The sequence below is a fragment of the Alcaligenes sp. 1735tsa3 genome (genome assembly GCF_024134565.1).
GTDB lineage: Bacteria > Pseudomonadota > Gammaproteobacteria > Burkholderiales > Burkholderiaceae_B > Alcaligenes > Alcaligenes phenolicus.
The window spans coordinates 1587802-1601622 of sequence record NZ_CP099862.1 but is presented as its reverse complement, the minus strand read 5'-3'; the positions used below and the strand labels follow the sequence as shown (position 1 = coordinate 1601622).

Annotated in this window: 20 protein-coding genes and 1 tRNA gene; 13 read left to right on the top strand and 8 right to left on the bottom strand. The window is 53.6% G+C overall.

Annotated features, from left to right (window positions below; translation table 11 throughout):
* Positions 1 to 20 precede the first annotated feature (20 nt).
* From NIZ92_RS07370 to NIZ92_RS07350, 5 genes are read right to left on the bottom strand one after another with little or no spacing between them, the layout of a single operon-like run.
* Positions 21 to 269 (bottom strand): hypothetical protein, encoded by a 249-nt coding sequence (locus NIZ92_RS07370; RefSeq protein WP_009459904.1) that lies wholly within the window; start codon positions 267 to 269, stop codon positions 21 to 23.
* Positions 266 to 646, bottom strand: coding sequence for a hypothetical protein (locus NIZ92_RS07365; RefSeq protein WP_021446766.1), 381 nt, complete (start codon positions 644 to 646; stop codon positions 266 to 268). Before NIZ92_RS07365 ends, NIZ92_RS07370 begins: the two co-directional genes overlap by 4 nt.
* 13 nt (positions 647 to 659) lie before the next feature.
* A complete protein-coding gene (locus NIZ92_RS07360; RefSeq protein ID WP_254002994.1) occupies positions 660 to 983 on the bottom strand; it encodes a hypothetical protein in 324 nt (107 codons plus the stop codon).
* A gap of 7 nt (positions 984 to 990) precedes the next feature.
* On the bottom strand, positions 991 to 1698 hold the full coding sequence (locus NIZ92_RS07355) for a replication protein P (RefSeq protein WP_254002993.1): 708 nt from the start codon (positions 1696 to 1698) through the stop codon (positions 991 to 993).
* On the bottom strand, positions 1682 to 2479 hold the full coding sequence (locus tag NIZ92_RS07350; RefSeq protein WP_254002992.1) for a hypothetical protein: 798 nt from the start codon (positions 2477 to 2479) through the stop codon (positions 1682 to 1684). The genes NIZ92_RS07355 and NIZ92_RS07350 overlap by 17 nt, the downstream gene beginning before the upstream one ends.
* A gap of 103 nt (positions 2480 to 2582) precedes the next feature.
* On the opposite strand from NIZ92_RS07350, the gene NIZ92_RS07345 reads away from it, so the two are divergent.
* Both NIZ92_RS07345 and NIZ92_RS07340 read left to right on the top strand, forming a co-directional pair.
* Positions 2583 to 3062, top strand: coding sequence for a hypothetical protein (locus NIZ92_RS07345; protein WP_254002991.1), 480 nt, complete (start codon positions 2583 to 2585; stop codon positions 3060 to 3062).
* Positions 3016 to 3705, top strand: a complete 690-nt coding sequence (locus NIZ92_RS07340) for a LexA family transcriptional regulator (protein WP_088453217.1) — start codon at positions 3016 to 3018, stop codon at positions 3703 to 3705. Before NIZ92_RS07345 ends, NIZ92_RS07340 begins: the two co-directional genes overlap by 47 nt.
* Before the next feature lie 36 nt (positions 3706 to 3741).
* Here NIZ92_RS07340 and NIZ92_RS07335 read toward each other — a convergent pair whose 3' ends face one another.
* Positions 3742 to 4008, bottom strand: a complete 267-nt coding sequence (locus NIZ92_RS07335) for a hypothetical protein (RefSeq protein WP_254002990.1) — start codon at positions 4006 to 4008, stop codon at positions 3742 to 3744.
* 786 nt (positions 4009 to 4794) lie between these two features.
* Here NIZ92_RS07335 and NIZ92_RS07330 point away from each other — a divergent pair.
* Positions 4795 to 4873: transfer RNA gene (locus tag NIZ92_RS07330), tRNA-Ile, on the top strand.
* A 72-nt stretch (positions 4874 to 4945) separates the two neighbouring features.
* Here NIZ92_RS07330 and NIZ92_RS07325 read toward each other — a convergent pair.
* On the bottom strand, positions 4946 to 5962 hold the full coding sequence (locus NIZ92_RS07325; protein WP_254002989.1) for a tyrosine-type recombinase/integrase: 1017 nt from the start codon (positions 5960 to 5962) through the stop codon (positions 4946 to 4948).
* On the bottom strand, positions 5952 to 6581 hold the full coding sequence (locus tag NIZ92_RS07320) for a hypothetical protein (RefSeq protein ID WP_254002988.1): 630 nt from the start codon (positions 6579 to 6581) through the stop codon (positions 5952 to 5954). The genes NIZ92_RS07325 and NIZ92_RS07320 overlap by 11 nt, the downstream gene beginning before the upstream one ends.
* A 96-nt stretch (positions 6582 to 6677) precedes the next feature.
* Between NIZ92_RS07320 and NIZ92_RS07315 the strand changes: the two genes are divergently transcribed.
* From NIZ92_RS07315 to NIZ92_RS07270, 10 genes are all read left to right on the top strand, one after another.
* Complete coding sequence (locus NIZ92_RS07315; protein ID WP_254002987.1) at positions 6678 to 6899, top strand: hypothetical protein; 222 nt, start codon at positions 6678 to 6680, stop codon at positions 6897 to 6899.
* A gap of 188 nt (positions 6900 to 7087) precedes the next feature.
* Positions 7088 to 8197 carry a replication initiation factor domain-containing protein gene (locus NIZ92_RS07310; RefSeq protein WP_254002986.1) on the top strand — a complete coding sequence of 370 codons (1110 nt, stop codon included), beginning with the start codon at positions 7088 to 7090 and terminating at the stop codon, positions 8195 to 8197.
* 26 nt (positions 8198 to 8223) lie between these two features.
* Positions 8224 to 8535, top strand: coding sequence for a hypothetical protein (locus tag NIZ92_RS07305; protein ID WP_042487380.1), 312 nt, complete (start codon positions 8224 to 8226; stop codon positions 8533 to 8535).
* A gap of 2 nt (positions 8536 to 8537) precedes the next feature.
* A complete protein-coding gene (locus tag NIZ92_RS07300; protein ID WP_109061551.1) occupies positions 8538 to 8744 on the top strand; it encodes a hypothetical protein in 207 nt (68 codons plus the stop codon).
* A gap of 3 nt (positions 8745 to 8747) precedes the next feature.
* Positions 8748 to 8990, top strand: a complete 243-nt coding sequence (locus tag NIZ92_RS07295; protein WP_254002985.1) for a hypothetical protein — start codon at positions 8748 to 8750, stop codon at positions 8988 to 8990.
* 54 nt (positions 8991 to 9044) lie between these two features.
* On the top strand, positions 9045 to 9287 hold the full coding sequence (locus NIZ92_RS07290) for a hypothetical protein (protein ID WP_254002984.1): 243 nt from the start codon (positions 9045 to 9047) through the stop codon (positions 9285 to 9287).
* A 525-nt stretch (positions 9288 to 9812) separates the two neighbouring features.
* Entirely contained in the window at positions 9813 to 11204 is a 1392-nt protein-coding gene (locus tag NIZ92_RS07285) for a hypothetical protein (protein WP_254002983.1), read from the top strand.
* 7 nt (positions 11205 to 11211) lie between these two features.
* Positions 11212 to 11499 carry a DUF2523 family protein gene (locus tag NIZ92_RS07280; RefSeq protein ID WP_254002982.1) on the top strand — a complete coding sequence of 96 codons (288 nt, stop codon included), beginning with the start codon at positions 11212 to 11214 and terminating at the stop codon, positions 11497 to 11499.
* 3 nt (positions 11500 to 11502) lie between these two features.
* Positions 11503 to 12555 carry a zonular occludens toxin domain-containing protein gene (locus NIZ92_RS07275; RefSeq protein WP_254002981.1) on the top strand — a complete coding sequence of 351 codons (1053 nt, stop codon included), beginning with the start codon at positions 11503 to 11505 and terminating at the stop codon, positions 12553 to 12555.
* On the top strand, positions 12556 to 13803 hold the full coding sequence (locus tag NIZ92_RS07270) for a type II secretion system protein GspD (RefSeq protein ID WP_254002980.1): 1248 nt from the start codon (positions 12556 to 12558) through the stop codon (positions 13801 to 13803).
* Positions 13804 to 13821: the final 18 nt, after the last annotated feature.

The window sequence follows — 13821 nt, the reverse complement described above, 5'->3', positions numbered from 1 at the left end:
TTGCAATTAGCCTTGCAGATTCATAGCGGACCATGTTGCAGACTGCAACGCCAGGCGTAAAAAGCAGAGGTTTCACCCTCTTTGATCTTGTCCACCTGGCCTGAATCCTGCAACTGCACCAGCACACGCTTGACCCCTTCGCGCATGGCGTTGCGTTGGGCCGTGGACAGCTCCATGCCTTTGCTGACGTGCCGCACAATCTGGATCATGCGGAACTCTCGTCCCGGATAGGCCGCTAACAGGTCTATGACTTCGGCTGCATACTTCACCGCAAAATCTCCTTCTCGACTGTGATTCTGAAATCCATCAAATGGCGGCGGTAGTCTTCATCCCGAAGGACCGCGCCAGTCACCTTTTTGATCCACAAACGGGCTGTGGCCTGGCGTTCGCTGGCGGTCAAATGACCGTACTGAGCGTTCTTGCGCGGGTACTCGGCCTGGATGACCATGGCTTGGTAATGCGGCAGGCGCTGGTAGAGGGCGTCAACCGCCAAAGCGTGGTCTTGATGTATGGGCCGAAAGTCCTCTTGCCAGGGAACGTAGCGTTCCATATTGCCCACGGTCTGCCCGGACCAGCACCAACGGGCCCAGTTCCAGAGCAAATCGTCGCCGCTCAGACCCTGCTTTTTTTCTGCTTTGATTGTCATGTGGGTTCCTCCTTCAAGCCCGATGAACGGTGATACCGTGCATCCGGGTCAGCAAAATTCGTTTGATGCTTTGGAGCAGGCTTTCTGTATCGCCGCTTAACTGCACAATGCGATCGCCGCTGCTGTTGTCCGTGTAGGCAAAATCCGCGATATAGCAAATCCTGCCGGCAGGTATCAGGTGGCTGAAAAGCCGTGGCACCAGACTCCAGGATGGCTGCTGTACCAAATGCCTGATCTGGCCGCTCCGCTGCAAAGCCAGCAGTGCTCTGTAGCGATGGGCAGTTGCTCCGGTGATCGCCTGATGCACCTCTTGATGACGCCGTCTTGTCAGATCCATGGCTGGTTCACTCCTTGCCCAAGGCTGCTTTGGCCATCTTCAGCACAGCCAAGGAACACGCTTCCGGGCGGGCCAAGATCCGATTCGCCCAGACTCGCGGGTCTTTGTTGGTGTCGCCCGAAATCACCTGAGCCAGATCGCGCACGCGTCGTTGCCCTTCCCGGCGCCCTTGCTCCCAGTCTTGCGGGGAGGTCAGGGCCAATCGAGGCGGCGGGATTTCTGCCCACTGTCCTTTGGCCAGGTGATCTCCCAGCACTTTGTGCCAGCGTTGTTCCAGCTGCGTGTAGGCCTGATTCAGCATGTCAAACTGTCCAATGCTGATTGCTGCGTGATAGATAGCCGGGTGTGACCACTCGCCCATTTCTCCTCGCACTCGTGCTTGCATGCCACGCACGGCCTGGAAAAAGGCGGTTTCTGGTTCCAGTTGAGGGCGGCACGCGCGCAAGAACTCCGGCAAGCTGGGGGGCCAATCAAACATGCGACGGCAATTCTTGATGCCTAGTGCCACGTCATTGGGCGAGACACCTTCCTCGTCAAAAGCTTCGGCCCAGGCCTGTTTCCAGTCTTCAATGGCTTGCTTGTCCCGAAAGTTGGAGCGGAACTTGTTCGGATAAATGCCATTGAGCCGGTTATACAAATGGTCCATCAGGCTGATGCCTTCCAGCTTGGTGTGGCGCAGCAGCCAGGGGTTGGAAAAATCAGATATCGATGACATCGTCTATCTCCTCGCGTTGCCGATGACGGTTCACATAAGCCAGGGGATCAAAGCCCGACGCCTGACCTGCACGGGGCTCGTTGCGTCCTTCCAGCCAGCTGGCCTTGCCCCCGCGCCAGCCACGCAACATGCACTCGGCCAGAAAGTCGTCCACGCTGTAGCCCATCTCCAAGGCACGGTGGGCTTCGGTACCCAGGCGGTTCAGGGCGGTTTGCGTCAAGGGCGCTTTGATCTCGCGACGATGGCGCAGATAATCTGCGATCACTTCGGCACGGGGTTCAGCAGGCCAGGCAGAGAACTCCAGCGCCGGAGCCTTGCGACGCACGTTTATTTTTTCTTTATCTTTTTCTGTATCTGTATCTCCTTCTTTATCTGCCTCTTTATCTAGCGCGTTACCCGGCCGTTTCGGTAACGTTACGGACGCGTTACTGCCTTCGTTACCGTCTTGTTCCTGTTTTTTTCTGGCCCGAAAACGCGCCACCCGCTCCGCGCTGCTGTCGGATTTCATCTGGCGTTTGTCCCACGCCAGAGGCTGCAAAGTTTCCTGGTCGATCAGGCCCACTTCGCTTAAGCGGCGCACCACATCGTCCAAGGTGCGCAGGTCCAGGCCCAGCTTGACGGCCACCTTGCGTAGCATCAGCGTGTCTTCGCTGTCTAGCACGCCCTGCCCCTTAAGGCAGAGCAAGGCCACGTAATGCCATCTGTCCTCGAAAGCCAGCAGACGCAATTTCTCGTCGTCCACCATCTCGGTATAGGCGCGAAACCACGGCATATTGCTCATAGGCACGCTCCTGACTGTGTGAGCCATCGACAAGCAAACTCGTGTCGATGGTTGTGAATACGTGTTTTCATGGCACCCCCGCCTGAAAAACCGCACGCCTCTGATGTATTTGCAAAAATATGACGCGCAGCAGGATCCCTGGCCCAAACAGGCCACGAACATCCGATTGATAGGCAATGCCCCAAGGGCACAAGAACTGCGTCACCCCATGACGCAATCGAACTGTCAGGCATGGCTTGCAAGCCAAACCCATCGTAAATGCTTAGATATTTCTAGAGCTTTCTTTGGGTGCTGGGGCGGGCACCACCGGGTTCATGTGATGGAAGACCAGTTGCCAGACGCGCGGTATGACACCAGCCTTCTCCCATTGAGATATGCGGCCTTTGCTCAAGCCCGTGATACGCAATACGGCTCGGCGACCGCCCATTTCTTCGATGATGTGTTTAGCGTCCATGCATTGAGTATAGATAGTTCTAAACGTAAAGAAAAGAAATATCTAAACCTATGTTTAGTTTTTTCTTGTTTTAATGTCGGGTATGGATATTTACTCGATTCGCCGCAGAAACCTGCAACGCCTGATTGAAGACCGCGCTCACGGCAACGCGGCTGACTTTGCGCGCTCTATTGGGCGCACACGGGCACAACTGGCCCAGTACCTGTCATCCACTTACAACGGTGGGCGCAGCATTGGCGAACGAGTGGCGCGGGCCATAGAAAAAGAAGTGGGTCTGGAAGCGCATAGCCTGGATCAGCAAGGCTATGGTTTTGGGGCCAAGCACGGTTTTGACTCCAACGTGCAAGACGCCATGATGGGCGAGCGGCGTATCCCCCTGCTGAACTATGTACAGGCAGGTGTGTTTCGGGATCCCGGTCAGAACTTCACGTTTGAAGAAGTGGAATATCTGCTGACGGACCTGTGTCTGTCCGAGCGTTCCTTTGCCTTGCAGATCAAGGGCGATTCCATGTTGCCGGACTTCAAGGAAGGCGACCGGATTATTGTTGATTGCGAGCTCACGCCCCGCCCCGGTGATTATGTGGTCGCCAAAAACAGCGAAGAAGAAGCCACCTTCAAGAAGTACCGGCTCTTGTGCATAGATGAAGGTGGGCAAGAAATCTTTGAGCTGGTGCCGCTGAACGAAGACTATCCTTCCATTCGCAGCGACCAGCATGCTATTGAAATCATCGGCACCATGGTGGAGCACCGGAAATACTATCGGCGTTCGTAAAAAGCTGGCAGCGCAGGCTGCCATGCATGATGCAGCTTAACGCTTTTTCATTTCCTGATCGACCTTCTCCATCCAGGCCTGATCACAAGGGACGGGCTGTGCTGAGTGCTGACCATACAAACGGATATGCACCACGTTGCACCACTCCTGCGAGCCATAGTCAGGGCCATGCCCTTGTCCATCAGAGACAGCCAATTGACGATCCACCTTTTCTAGCCAGGCTTCACTGCCAACTTTCTCGGTGGGCGCCGTAGTTTGGCAAGCGGCTAACAATAAAGCGGGGGCAAGCATCAAGATTCGCATGACAATATCCAAATAAAACCTCTGCTATAACAGAGCATCAAAAAACTATTATTTTTCAATGCCCCTTTTATAACAAGACCATTGGGGACTCAAGCTCGTCCCTGGCATGTGAGACAAGAATGAAATGGCTGTTCCTATGCCTGATCATGGCATTGCTACCTCTGAGCACGCAGGCAAGAAACACTCCCTGCTCAGGCAAAAAAGGTGGCATTTCCCACTGCGAGGGGGAAATCTTTGTATGCCGTGATGGTTCAGCCAGCGGCAGCAAGCGATCGTGTCCTGCGTACACCGGCACTGCAGGACAACGTTCGCAGTCCAGGCCACAGGCGCTGCGATCCAGCAGCGCCTGCCCCTGCTCCAGTGGAACCTATTGCACCGGCCCTCGTGGAGGGCGCTATTGCGAAACCAGCACAGGTAGCAAGCGCTATCAGCGCAAATAAAGGGGCAGCCTGCGGTACTTGCTTAGCAATTGCCCTTTTTAGCCTGGCCGGGTGGACAGTGACGCTGCCCATATCCACCGTAACCATCCGGATCCACAATCACCGAACCCCTGGGAGTATGGACGGCACAGGCGGAAAGAATAGCTGTCATGGTCAAAGCCAAAATAAGTGTTTTCATCATTATTCTCTGGGTTTTAGACGCGCTCATTGTGCTCCAAGGATAACCAACAAGGTGCTACCAATCGCGAGCAAATACAGTTGGGCCTCCAGATGCTTGAATCTCTTGCTCTAGCCGTGGCTACGCTAGGCACAAACACAGACTTTATGTAATAATTGCGGACTTGTTGCCCCTCTAGCTCATGCTTGGTTAGAGCAGCGGACTCATAATCCGTTGGTGCCGTGTTCGACTCACGGGGGGGGCACCAAAATTTCCCTGTTAAATCAGGACATTAAAGCCACCCGATGCGGTGGCTTTTTTGTTGCCTGAGGGTTCCGTGTCAACCAAGTGTCAACGCTGAGTTGAAGGCCAAGGGGTTCAATGTTCTGTCTGTGTCCAAATGATCCGGCGCGAGATGTGCATAGCGCATTGTTGTTCTTAAATCCTGGTGTCCAAGGATTCGTTGTAGAGCTAGAATATTGCCGCCATTAATCATGAAATGGCTAGCAAAGGTATGCCGCAAAACATGGGTAAGTTGTCCTGGAGGTAATTGGATCTCAGCTCGGTCAACGGCCTCTCTAAAGGCTCCGCTGCAACTCATAAAAACTGAGCCCATATTCTTATGCTGGGCGTGGTGTGCAAAAACTTCATCTTGTATGTCTTGGTTAATCGGTACTGCTCTAGCCTTGCCGGTCTTGGTACGGGCGAACTGGATCAGTCGCTGTCGAACCTGCTGTGGCTGCAACTGCTCGGATTCGCTCCAACGAGCGCCTGTAGCAAGGCAGATCCGAGACACTAAATCAACATGTGGATTGGTGGACTTCTTCAGCTCAACGAGCAGCGCTGTAATCTGCTCCTTGGTCAGATAGGTTAACTCATTCTCTTGCACCTTAAACTGGCGCAAATCTTTCAGCGGATTGTCTCGTCTCCAAACCCCAAGCCGAATTAACTCATTGAACATCGCTCGTATATATGCATGCTCGCGGTTTACGGTGCTTAAGGAAATGCCTCTATCTAGACGTTCCGCACGATACACCGCAAAAACTTGCGAGCTGAACTCGCTAGCCATGGGGTTTTTTAGCGCAGCAATAGCCGCTTTGATTCGCTTGTAAGTATCCTCCGCTGCCCGTAACTCTTTGCCGTGATGCTCAAACCAAGTAGCTGCTAATTCATCTAGCCTACGTAAATCCTTCTTCTCCGGCATCCAATCAGCGTGGCTGTTGGTGTTTGCCTTAACCCAGATCTCCCAATTTTTTGCTTCAGCTTGAGTGCGAGCCGTTTTTCTTAGACGTTTGCCCCCCCGCCCTCCTGGTTGAATATCTACTATCCAACCTGCATTAACCCTCTTAATTGTCATGGTCTACATCAGTTGAGAACGCCGCATTAATTTCATCAAAAAAAGCAATCTGTTTTTCCCTCCAGTGGTCGACAGAATCCTTATTGGCTGGATCAACCTGTGGATTCCGACTATTTACAGAACCCAAAAGTATCCATTCTGTGAAATATGGCCTTATCTTGCATACTAAATGCACCATTTCCAGTGAAGGCTCTTTGTTTCCAAGAATGACGGAGGCCCATTCATCTGCACTAATTACACCATGATACTTATCCTCAAGATAAGAGAATAACTGTGCCCCACGTGGTGAAGTCCACTCCTTGATAACCCATATCAAACGTTTCGCTAGGCTCTGTGTTTCTTGTTGGGTTGGCGGAGCAGTTAAAAAGGGATAGCTATCTTCAATTGGCAACTTAACGCCAGTCCTGATCCACCCCGCATCCTCTTCTGAAAAACAATCAATAAAATCAAGCATTTCTTGGTTTGCATATTGGCGCCTATAGAAAACATTTTTCCACCTTTGTGCAGGAATTTTGCTATCGGCTTCTAACTTTGTGAACTTCCCTCGAGCAGGGTAATTGTCATTAATCCAAGAAATTAGCCGTTCTGTAATTGCACTATCTCTAACTGTTGCCGTCATTTGGTTGCACGCCCATTGTAAACAGTGCATAATTTATGCACTGTTTGGTGTCTTTAATCGTGTACCTAATCGTACATTTCTTTTGTTGAGGAATCCATGAGCACTTCACTGGCTATGCAAAGTCAACCTATTGCTATGTCAATGCCGTTAATGACACCAACTGCCTTTTCCCAGGCAATGGGTATCGAGCACTCAGTATTCCAAGCGCAGTGTAATCGTGGCTACTGGCCAACGATCAAGATTGGTAAGCGGGTGTTCATCAATGTGGAAGCCATCCGCATCAAAGCAGCGGAACGAGCTGCTGAGTTCGCTTTATGATCAAGCAAGCAATTAATAGCCTTTACGTTAGCTCCGCGCTACACGTGTCGGCTGCACGCTTCGAGCCGTTTTTATGCTGCGCCTGCCCGCAGCTGTGCGAGGACAGCCGCAGCACAAAAACGGGCAGCGGCACCCCCCCCGAGTAAAACGGGGAGAAACGGCAAAGCCGCAGGTACGGGGGTGAAGCAATGACGCACCGCCTAACCAAAGACGAAAAGCTGGTGCTCGAAGGCCGTCGCGTCAAGATGACCTTGGCCCAGGCACAGGCCACCAGCAAAGACCGCTGCTCGGTGGATTGGCTCTCGACCACCATCAAGGGAACCGATCTGTTCAATTCCCTGTTCTGGACGCTGAGCAACGAACACCATGAAGGTGAGTTCGTCACCGAAGTCCAGGTCATGGCGATCCTGGCCAAGAAAGTGGCCGCGATCACTGGCTTCCAGGTGGGCGACCTGCGCCCTGGCCGCAACTACTACGACAGCACCCTGCGCATCTTGAACGATGAAGGCGAGGAAGTCGGCAGCGTGTCTGGTGGCGGCGTGTATCAGCGCGATACCTATCTGATCATGCTCAATGGCAGCGGCTGCACCTTCGCCAAGGCTGGCTGGCGTCAGGCCATGTATGACTTCCTGGTGCCGCTCAATGCCCGGTTGTCTCGCATCGACATTGCCCTCGACTTCTTCGAGGGAGGATGTGGCGGCGTTGAAGGTGTCCGCGAAGCCTGCATGAATGGCGGTTTCAATTACCACGGCAGACGGCCCCAGGGGCGCACCGACGGCTATTGGGATGCAGGTCACTCACGCAGCTACTACGTAGGCAGACGCGGTGCAAAACTGGTCAATGCCTACGACAAGGGTCATGCCTACAAGGACATGGAATCGTCCTGGTGGCGCATTGAGCTGCGCTACTGGTCACAGGATCGCATCTTGCCACTGGAATGTCTGATTGAACCGGACACCTACTTTGCGGGCGCGCATCCCTACATGCAGGAACTGCTGGACGTGTCCGAGGCCATCCGTATCAAGACCAAGCCCAAGCCCAAGCTGGAAGACGCGACTACCGATGCCGTCGTCAAGCGCAAATTGCGCTGGCTTGAAACCACCGTCGCCCCGTCCCTGGTGCATCTGACCCGCGCATTCGATGCGGGCCTGGAGGGCATGGCCTGGATTGGCGACCTGATCGAAAAACATGCAGCCCGCGAGCTGCCGCGCAGTCTGCGCACCGTACCCAATGCTCTGCTGAAACAGGGCATCCAACGCATATTGAAGCCCGCTGAACCGGCCAGCGTGGCGGCTTAACCGACGCCGGATAAGGAATCGACATCATGAAATTCAATACCCGTATCACCATCGCTGGCGTCAAAGGCTCCAAGGGCAAGCTGGAAAGCGGCCAGGAATACGACAGCACCAAGATTTACGTCCAGACCGACCTGGACGACAGCAAAGGCATGGGCAAGGGCTTTGCCACCGTGGAATACAACTACGGCACCTCCGAGGAGTTCCACAAGCTCAAGCACCTGCCGTTCCCGTTGGTGGCAGAGGCGGAACTGGAAATCGTCACCAACGGCAAGACGCAAAAGACCGTCATCACCAGCTTGCAGCCTGTCGAGCTGGCGAAGCCCACGAAGGCGGCCTGACCATGTGGTGCGTTCCTCGCTATCTGGTGCAGAGCACCGAAGACGGCTCATTTCTGGCCGCTGATGGCGAAGGTGGCGTCATCAACGTGATGGCCCTGACCGCAGCAGACCCGTTCCAGGAACCGGAAAGCGCCGTTGAGGCCGTGCAGGATCACTTGGATGGCCGGGGCGTGGTCATCCTGATCTATGTGCCGTGCATCCAGGCTTGAACCATGACACGCATCTATCTCCAGTACTGCGACATCAGCATCGAAGCCGGGACGGATTGCCCTATACAGCATCGCCAGCAGATCGCCATCGAGCGTGAAACGTTGGAATCCGCAGGCAACACGATCCCCAAGCTAAATGCTGTCGATGTTGCACAGGTATTCAGCCTGGGGCTATCGGTGGTGATGCTGTTCTTCCTCCTAGGGCGCGGTGTTGGAGCCGTATTGAACTTGATCCGTAGGGGTTAGGTAAATCCGACAGGCAGGCGGTTTCCTGCCCAACCTTATGAAAAGGAACTTCACATGAAGAAGCTGAACTTCAACCTCAAGCCGGTGGCTGCTGCTGTAGGTGTTACCGCACTTACGCTGGTATCGGGTGCCGTCATGGCTCAGGAGGCCGGCAGCATCGACTTGACCGCGATCACGGGCGCGTTTAAGGCCTCGGACGTCATCACAGCGGTGATGGCCGTGGCCGGTGTGCTGGCTGCGATCTATGCCACCATGACCGCCGCTAAGATGGCGCTTCGCTGGATTCGTGGCGGTTGATCCAGCCTCATGACTGAGTCGGGTAGGACTGGCCACCCTACCTGATACATAAGGAAGCCATTATGTTTACCGTTTTTGAAAGCGTCGTTATTGCGTGTGGGTTTCTTGCCTTACTGATGTTCTTGGTTAATCGAGCATGTGACGAATGGAATGTGTTCAAACCTGCCGTTATTTCTGTGACCCTACAGCAGTTGCAAAGGATCATAGCCAGCAGCGCAATGGCTTGGATCGCAACGTGTCTTGCAAATCTATACCTACTTATTCGATACGACAGCACCTATTTGGCCTTCAGTCAGCTACGCACCGCCCAACACGCTATTAGGTCTCTGGAAAGCGCAGCAATGTTCTTGGTTCTTCTATCCGGTCTGGTTTGGTGCGGAACGCTATTCTTGGGCATGTACCAAGCAGCCGTTTATGACCTTCGCGTAAATGGGAAAGCACGATGATGCAAAGCCTTTGGTATCTGTTCATCTTTGCCTGGGGCATCGCGTGTGCCTGGGCATTGATTAAAGGGTTGGAATAGCTATGCAAATTTCACACCTTTGGATAACCTTTTTTTTAGCGGCTAAAAAATGGTTGTGGCTTGGAGTCCTTGTCATGCTGTGCCAAACCACAACTGTGTATGCTCAGGCTCTGCCCGTTGCAAAGCCTGAGAATGTGAATCGGCTACTGTCCGGGGTTTTGCAACAAGGTATGCAGAAACGTGGGTTCGCAGCCAATGACCATCGTTTCGGAAATACCTTGGCCCGTGTCTCGCCTGCTGTATCTGGCATTGCTGGCACTACAGCAGCAGCCGTTACTGTTGGGGCTATTACGGCACCAGCCTGGGCTACGGTAGCTTTAGCTGCCGGTGTTGGCGCTGTTGTCTCCTACGCGGTCACACTTGCTATTGATGGCCTTGTGAGTTGGCTCTTCAATGAAGACTCTGTCGACGTGAGTAGTGCCCCCATAAATAGTGAGGAGTCGACCATCAGCCTGGGAGGAGCCTACTGGTCTGCCGGATCACCACGTGGCACGATTTATGGTGGCAACGGTATTGCAGTGGCGCGACAAAGTTATGGCGAATTCGCTACACAGTACGGCGTAACCGCAGCTCCGAGCTGCTCAAGTAATGCCAGCATTGCCATCTGCACCGCAACCGAACCTGATGCCATTGGCAGCTTTCTAAGCCGACAAGCGCTTTATTACAATAGCGGTGCACCTTCATCTTGCGTTCGAGGACACTTCTTTCTAGATGGCATTGGTTGTATTCCTTATGCTGCAGACGAAGGAGAGTACCTAGAAGAGGTCTCTCCACAACGAGCTATTGAAGCAATGCCGGAAGAGGATCTAAATAAACCGGTAAATCCAGCTATCTTGGCTGCGTTAGTCAATCGTGCATGGCAACACGGCGCATCACAGCCTAACTATGACGGTTTGCCATATCCGCAAGCAGACCCAATTACACAAACAGAGGTTTCTACTTGGACGCAGGCCAATCCTGAATTCGCGCCGACTGTGCGTGACTTTGTGGCTCCGAATCCTTCTACAAATCCCAATACTAATCCTTGGGCACTCCCGTCCAACCCAACGGCACCTAATCTCAGCCCAGCTGCGCCAAATACTGGAACCACTAATCCAGCCATTAACCAACCCTTGCAAAACCTAGGGCCTGATCCTGGCATTGGAGCTCCGACGTTCGAGACCATTCCCACCGCACAGCAGATCGCACAACCGATTCTGGACATGCTGCCAAACTTGAGTGGCTACAAGCCATCTTCGCATACAGGCGAATGCCCACGCCCGACCATCGAGCTGTACGGCATCCATGTGCTCGATGCACATTGCACTCTGATCGATGACAACAAATCCGTCATTCAGGCCGCGATGTTGCTGGCTTGGGCGCTGATCGCGCTGTTCATCATCCTGTCCGCGTGAGGTTGCTATGTTCGGAATTCTGCTCTCCGCGCTGAACAGTGTCCTGGCCTGGGTTTTCCGTTCCATCCTGGTCAAGTTTGTCCTGTTCTTCGCGCTGTATTTCATTACCTCGGAGTTCGTCGGTTTCATCGTGCAGCTGCTGCCTGGAACCGGGGCCGTCGATGATGCACTATCCGACATTGGTGCTGCTACTTGGTACTTCCTGGACGTGTTCCAGATTCAGGCTGGCATCGCAATGGTGGTATCAGCCTACGCCACCCGCTTCATCATCCGGCGTATGCCGGTCATCGGATAAGTCATGCCTATCAACGCTTACACAGGCCTGATGGGATCAGGCAAAAGCTACGAATGCGTGTCCTCGGTCATCGTGACAGCAGTTAAATCAGGTCGTCGAGTGGTCACGAATGTGGATGGCATCGACAGTGACGCGATTCGCGCCTATTGCGAGGACAAATACGGTATTGCACAGGAGCGTCTAGGATTGGTCGTGCATTGCAAGAACGAGGACGTGAACAAGGCTGATTTTCTGCCCTACGGCGAGAGCGTCGATACCTTCTGCCAACCCGGTGACCTTATTTGCATTGATGAGGCATGGCGCTTCTGGGGGACAGACTGCAAGCTGCTGGCCGAACACAAGGTGTTCTTCCGTGAGCATCGTCACTTCGTCCATTCCGATACCAAGGTGTGCTGCGATCTGGTGCTGATGGTGCAGGATATTTCTGACCTGCACCGCATCCTCAAGGTCGTGGTGGAAGTTACCTTCAAAACCACCAAGATCAAGACGCTCGGCCTTAACAAGACCTACCGCGTCGAAATGTGGGAAGGCTACAAGCTCACGCAGAAAGGCCGTGTGGCGGTCGAGAACAAGCGGTATGACCCCCAAATCTTCCCGCTCTACAGTAGCTACATCGGCGGCGCGGGCAAGGAACTGCAAGTCGATGACCGTCAGAACGTCCTCAAAAGCCCCAAGCTCTGGATTCTGGCCGTCTTGGTCATCGGCCTGTTTAGTATCAGCGTGTACACTTTGATGAGTTTCTTCGGCAGTGAACCAGAAACCGATAATTCAGCTACATCAACAGGTTACGACGCTTCCAAGACAAATTCAGCGTTGCCCGCATCCGCACCGGCAGTACGCACCCAACCCCGGCAGGCCATGTCCACGTCCTGGCGGCTGGTTGGCACGATGCAAGCAGGCAAGACCGCCTACGCCGTCATTCAGTCCACCGATGGCCGTATGCGGCTTGAACATCCTTCTAACTTTCAGAACAGCGGCGCCATCATGATCGGCGAGGTCGATGGCGAACGTATCACCGCCTGGAGCGGCAGTAAACCCACATCTAAAGGCCAATAAATGAAACTGCGTATCCTGGCATCCTTGCTGTTATTAGCCGTGGCTTGCACGACCCACGCTAGGGGTGTCAATTTTGACCTACAAGGGGCAAGCATTTCTGAAGTCGTGCAGCTCATCTATCGGGAGGCCACAACTACACCTTATGTCCTGGCTCCGGATGTGCTAGAAGACGAACGGCTGGTGTCCTTTCGCTACAAAGACAATCAAGTCAAGTTTTCGTCATTCATGCATAACTTCTTATACGGTTTGGGCTACACGGTGGAGCGTAAGTCAGGCGTGGACTTTGTGCGCAAGCGTGTTGAGGGTGAGCCGCCGATCCAGGCCGAGCACATCTACATCTACCAACCGCAGTACCGTGAAGTGTTGTACCTGTCGCGCACGTTGGCACCACTTTTCAAAGGATCATTTGTCACCAACCGCAGCGTCAGAGCCACACCAGAAGCCAGCCCTAAAGGAGAGGTACCGATTTCCTCAGCTGCCTCGCTTATCGACCAGTCTTCCGATGTGTTGGTATTTGCAGGAGCAGAGGAAGAAGTCGAACGCCTGCGTGAGCTGTTGCCACAAGTGGACAGACGTATTGGTGAAGTGGCCGTGCGTGGGCTCGTCTATGAAGTCAGCAATACCGACCGTCAGGGTTCAGCCTTTGGCCTGTTGGCAAACCTGCTGGGTGGCCATGTAGGCATTGGCATTGGCTCCACAGCCACGAACCTGGGCAACTTTATTCAGATCAAGAACACCAGCCTGGATACTGTCTATTCCATGCTTTCGAGCGACAGCCGCTTTAAGGTGGTGTCATCTCCAGCATTGCGTATTCAATCAGGCTCACAAGGTATCTTCTCTGTAGGCCAGGATGTGCCGGTTCTGGGTGCACTATCGTATCCACAAGGTGCGGGCCAAGCCGTACAATCAGTGGAGTATCGCAGCTCTGGCGTCATCTTTGACATTCGGCCTGTGGTGAAGGAAAGCATCATCGACCTGGACATCACGCAGCAGCTCTCCAACTTCGTGAAGACTACCACTGGAGTGAATAACTCACCCACGCTGACCAAACGGGAGCTGAAAACGAAGGTTGGCATGCAGGATGGCGATGTGATCGTGCTCGGCGGCTTGACTGAAAGTAAGGATACTAATACACGAGACGGTTTGAGTTTTCTACCCCGTTTTCTGCACACCACTGGATACGAACAGTCCAGCAGCGAGATTTTGTTAGTGCTTCAAGTGCAACGCGTTCCAGGCGAAACTATGTAAGCCCGGTGCGTGGAGTTG

What these genes read in the sequence shown, in the direction of transcription:
- NIZ92_RS07365 (WP_021446766.1), bottom strand. Translation starts at nt 646, where the DNA reads ATGACAATCAAAGCAGAAAAAAAGCAGGGTCTGAGCGGCGACGATTTG.
- NIZ92_RS07360 (WP_254002994.1), bottom strand. Translation starts at nt 983, where the DNA reads ATGGATCTGACAAGACGGCGTCATCAAGAGGTGCATCAGGCGATCACC.
- NIZ92_RS07355 (WP_254002993.1), bottom strand. Translation starts at nt 1,698, where the DNA reads ATGTCATCGATATCTGATTTTTCCAACCCCTGGCTGCTGCGCCACACC.
- NIZ92_RS07350 (WP_254002992.1), bottom strand. Translation starts at nt 2,479, where the DNA reads ATGAGCAATATGCCGTGGTTTCGCGCCTATACCGAGATGGTGGACGAC.
- NIZ92_RS07345 (WP_254002991.1), top strand. Translation starts at nt 2,583, where the DNA reads ATGTATTTGCAAAAATATGACGCGCAGCAGGATCCCTGGCCCAAACAG.
- NIZ92_RS07340 (WP_088453217.1), top strand. Translation starts at nt 3,016, where the DNA reads ATGGATATTTACTCGATTCGCCGCAGAAACCTGCAACGCCTGATTGAA.
- NIZ92_RS07335 (WP_254002990.1), bottom strand. Translation starts at nt 4,008, where the DNA reads ATGCGAATCTTGATGCTTGCCCCCGCTTTATTGTTAGCCGCTTGCCAA.
- NIZ92_RS07325 (WP_254002989.1), bottom strand. Translation starts at nt 5,962, where the DNA reads ATGACAATTAAGAGGGTTAATGCAGGTTGGATAGTAGATATTCAACCA.
- NIZ92_RS07320 (WP_254002988.1), bottom strand. Translation starts at nt 6,581, where the DNA reads ATGACGGCAACAGTTAGAGATAGTGCAATTACAGAACGGCTAATTTCT.
- NIZ92_RS07315 (WP_254002987.1), top strand. Translation starts at nt 6,678, where the DNA reads ATGAGCACTTCACTGGCTATGCAAAGTCAACCTATTGCTATGTCAATG.
- NIZ92_RS07310 (WP_254002986.1), top strand. Translation starts at nt 7,088, where the DNA reads ATGACGCACCGCCTAACCAAAGACGAAAAGCTGGTGCTCGAAGGCCGT.
- NIZ92_RS07305 (WP_042487380.1), top strand. Translation starts at nt 8,224, where the DNA reads ATGAAATTCAATACCCGTATCACCATCGCTGGCGTCAAAGGCTCCAAG.
- NIZ92_RS07300 (WP_109061551.1), top strand. Translation starts at nt 8,538, where the DNA reads ATGTGGTGCGTTCCTCGCTATCTGGTGCAGAGCACCGAAGACGGCTCA.
- NIZ92_RS07295 (WP_254002985.1), top strand. Translation starts at nt 8,748, where the DNA reads ATGACACGCATCTATCTCCAGTACTGCGACATCAGCATCGAAGCCGGG.
- NIZ92_RS07290 (WP_254002984.1), top strand. Translation starts at nt 9,045, where the DNA reads ATGAAGAAGCTGAACTTCAACCTCAAGCCGGTGGCTGCTGCTGTAGGT.
- NIZ92_RS07285 (WP_254002983.1), top strand. Translation starts at nt 9,813, where the DNA reads ATGCAAATTTCACACCTTTGGATAACCTTTTTTTTAGCGGCTAAAAAA.
- NIZ92_RS07280 (WP_254002982.1), top strand. Translation starts at nt 11,212, where the DNA reads ATGTTCGGAATTCTGCTCTCCGCGCTGAACAGTGTCCTGGCCTGGGTT.
- NIZ92_RS07275 (WP_254002981.1), top strand. Translation starts at nt 11,503, where the DNA reads ATGCCTATCAACGCTTACACAGGCCTGATGGGATCAGGCAAAAGCTAC.
- NIZ92_RS07270 (WP_254002980.1), top strand. Translation starts at nt 12,556, where the DNA reads ATGAAACTGCGTATCCTGGCATCCTTGCTGTTATTAGCCGTGGCTTGC.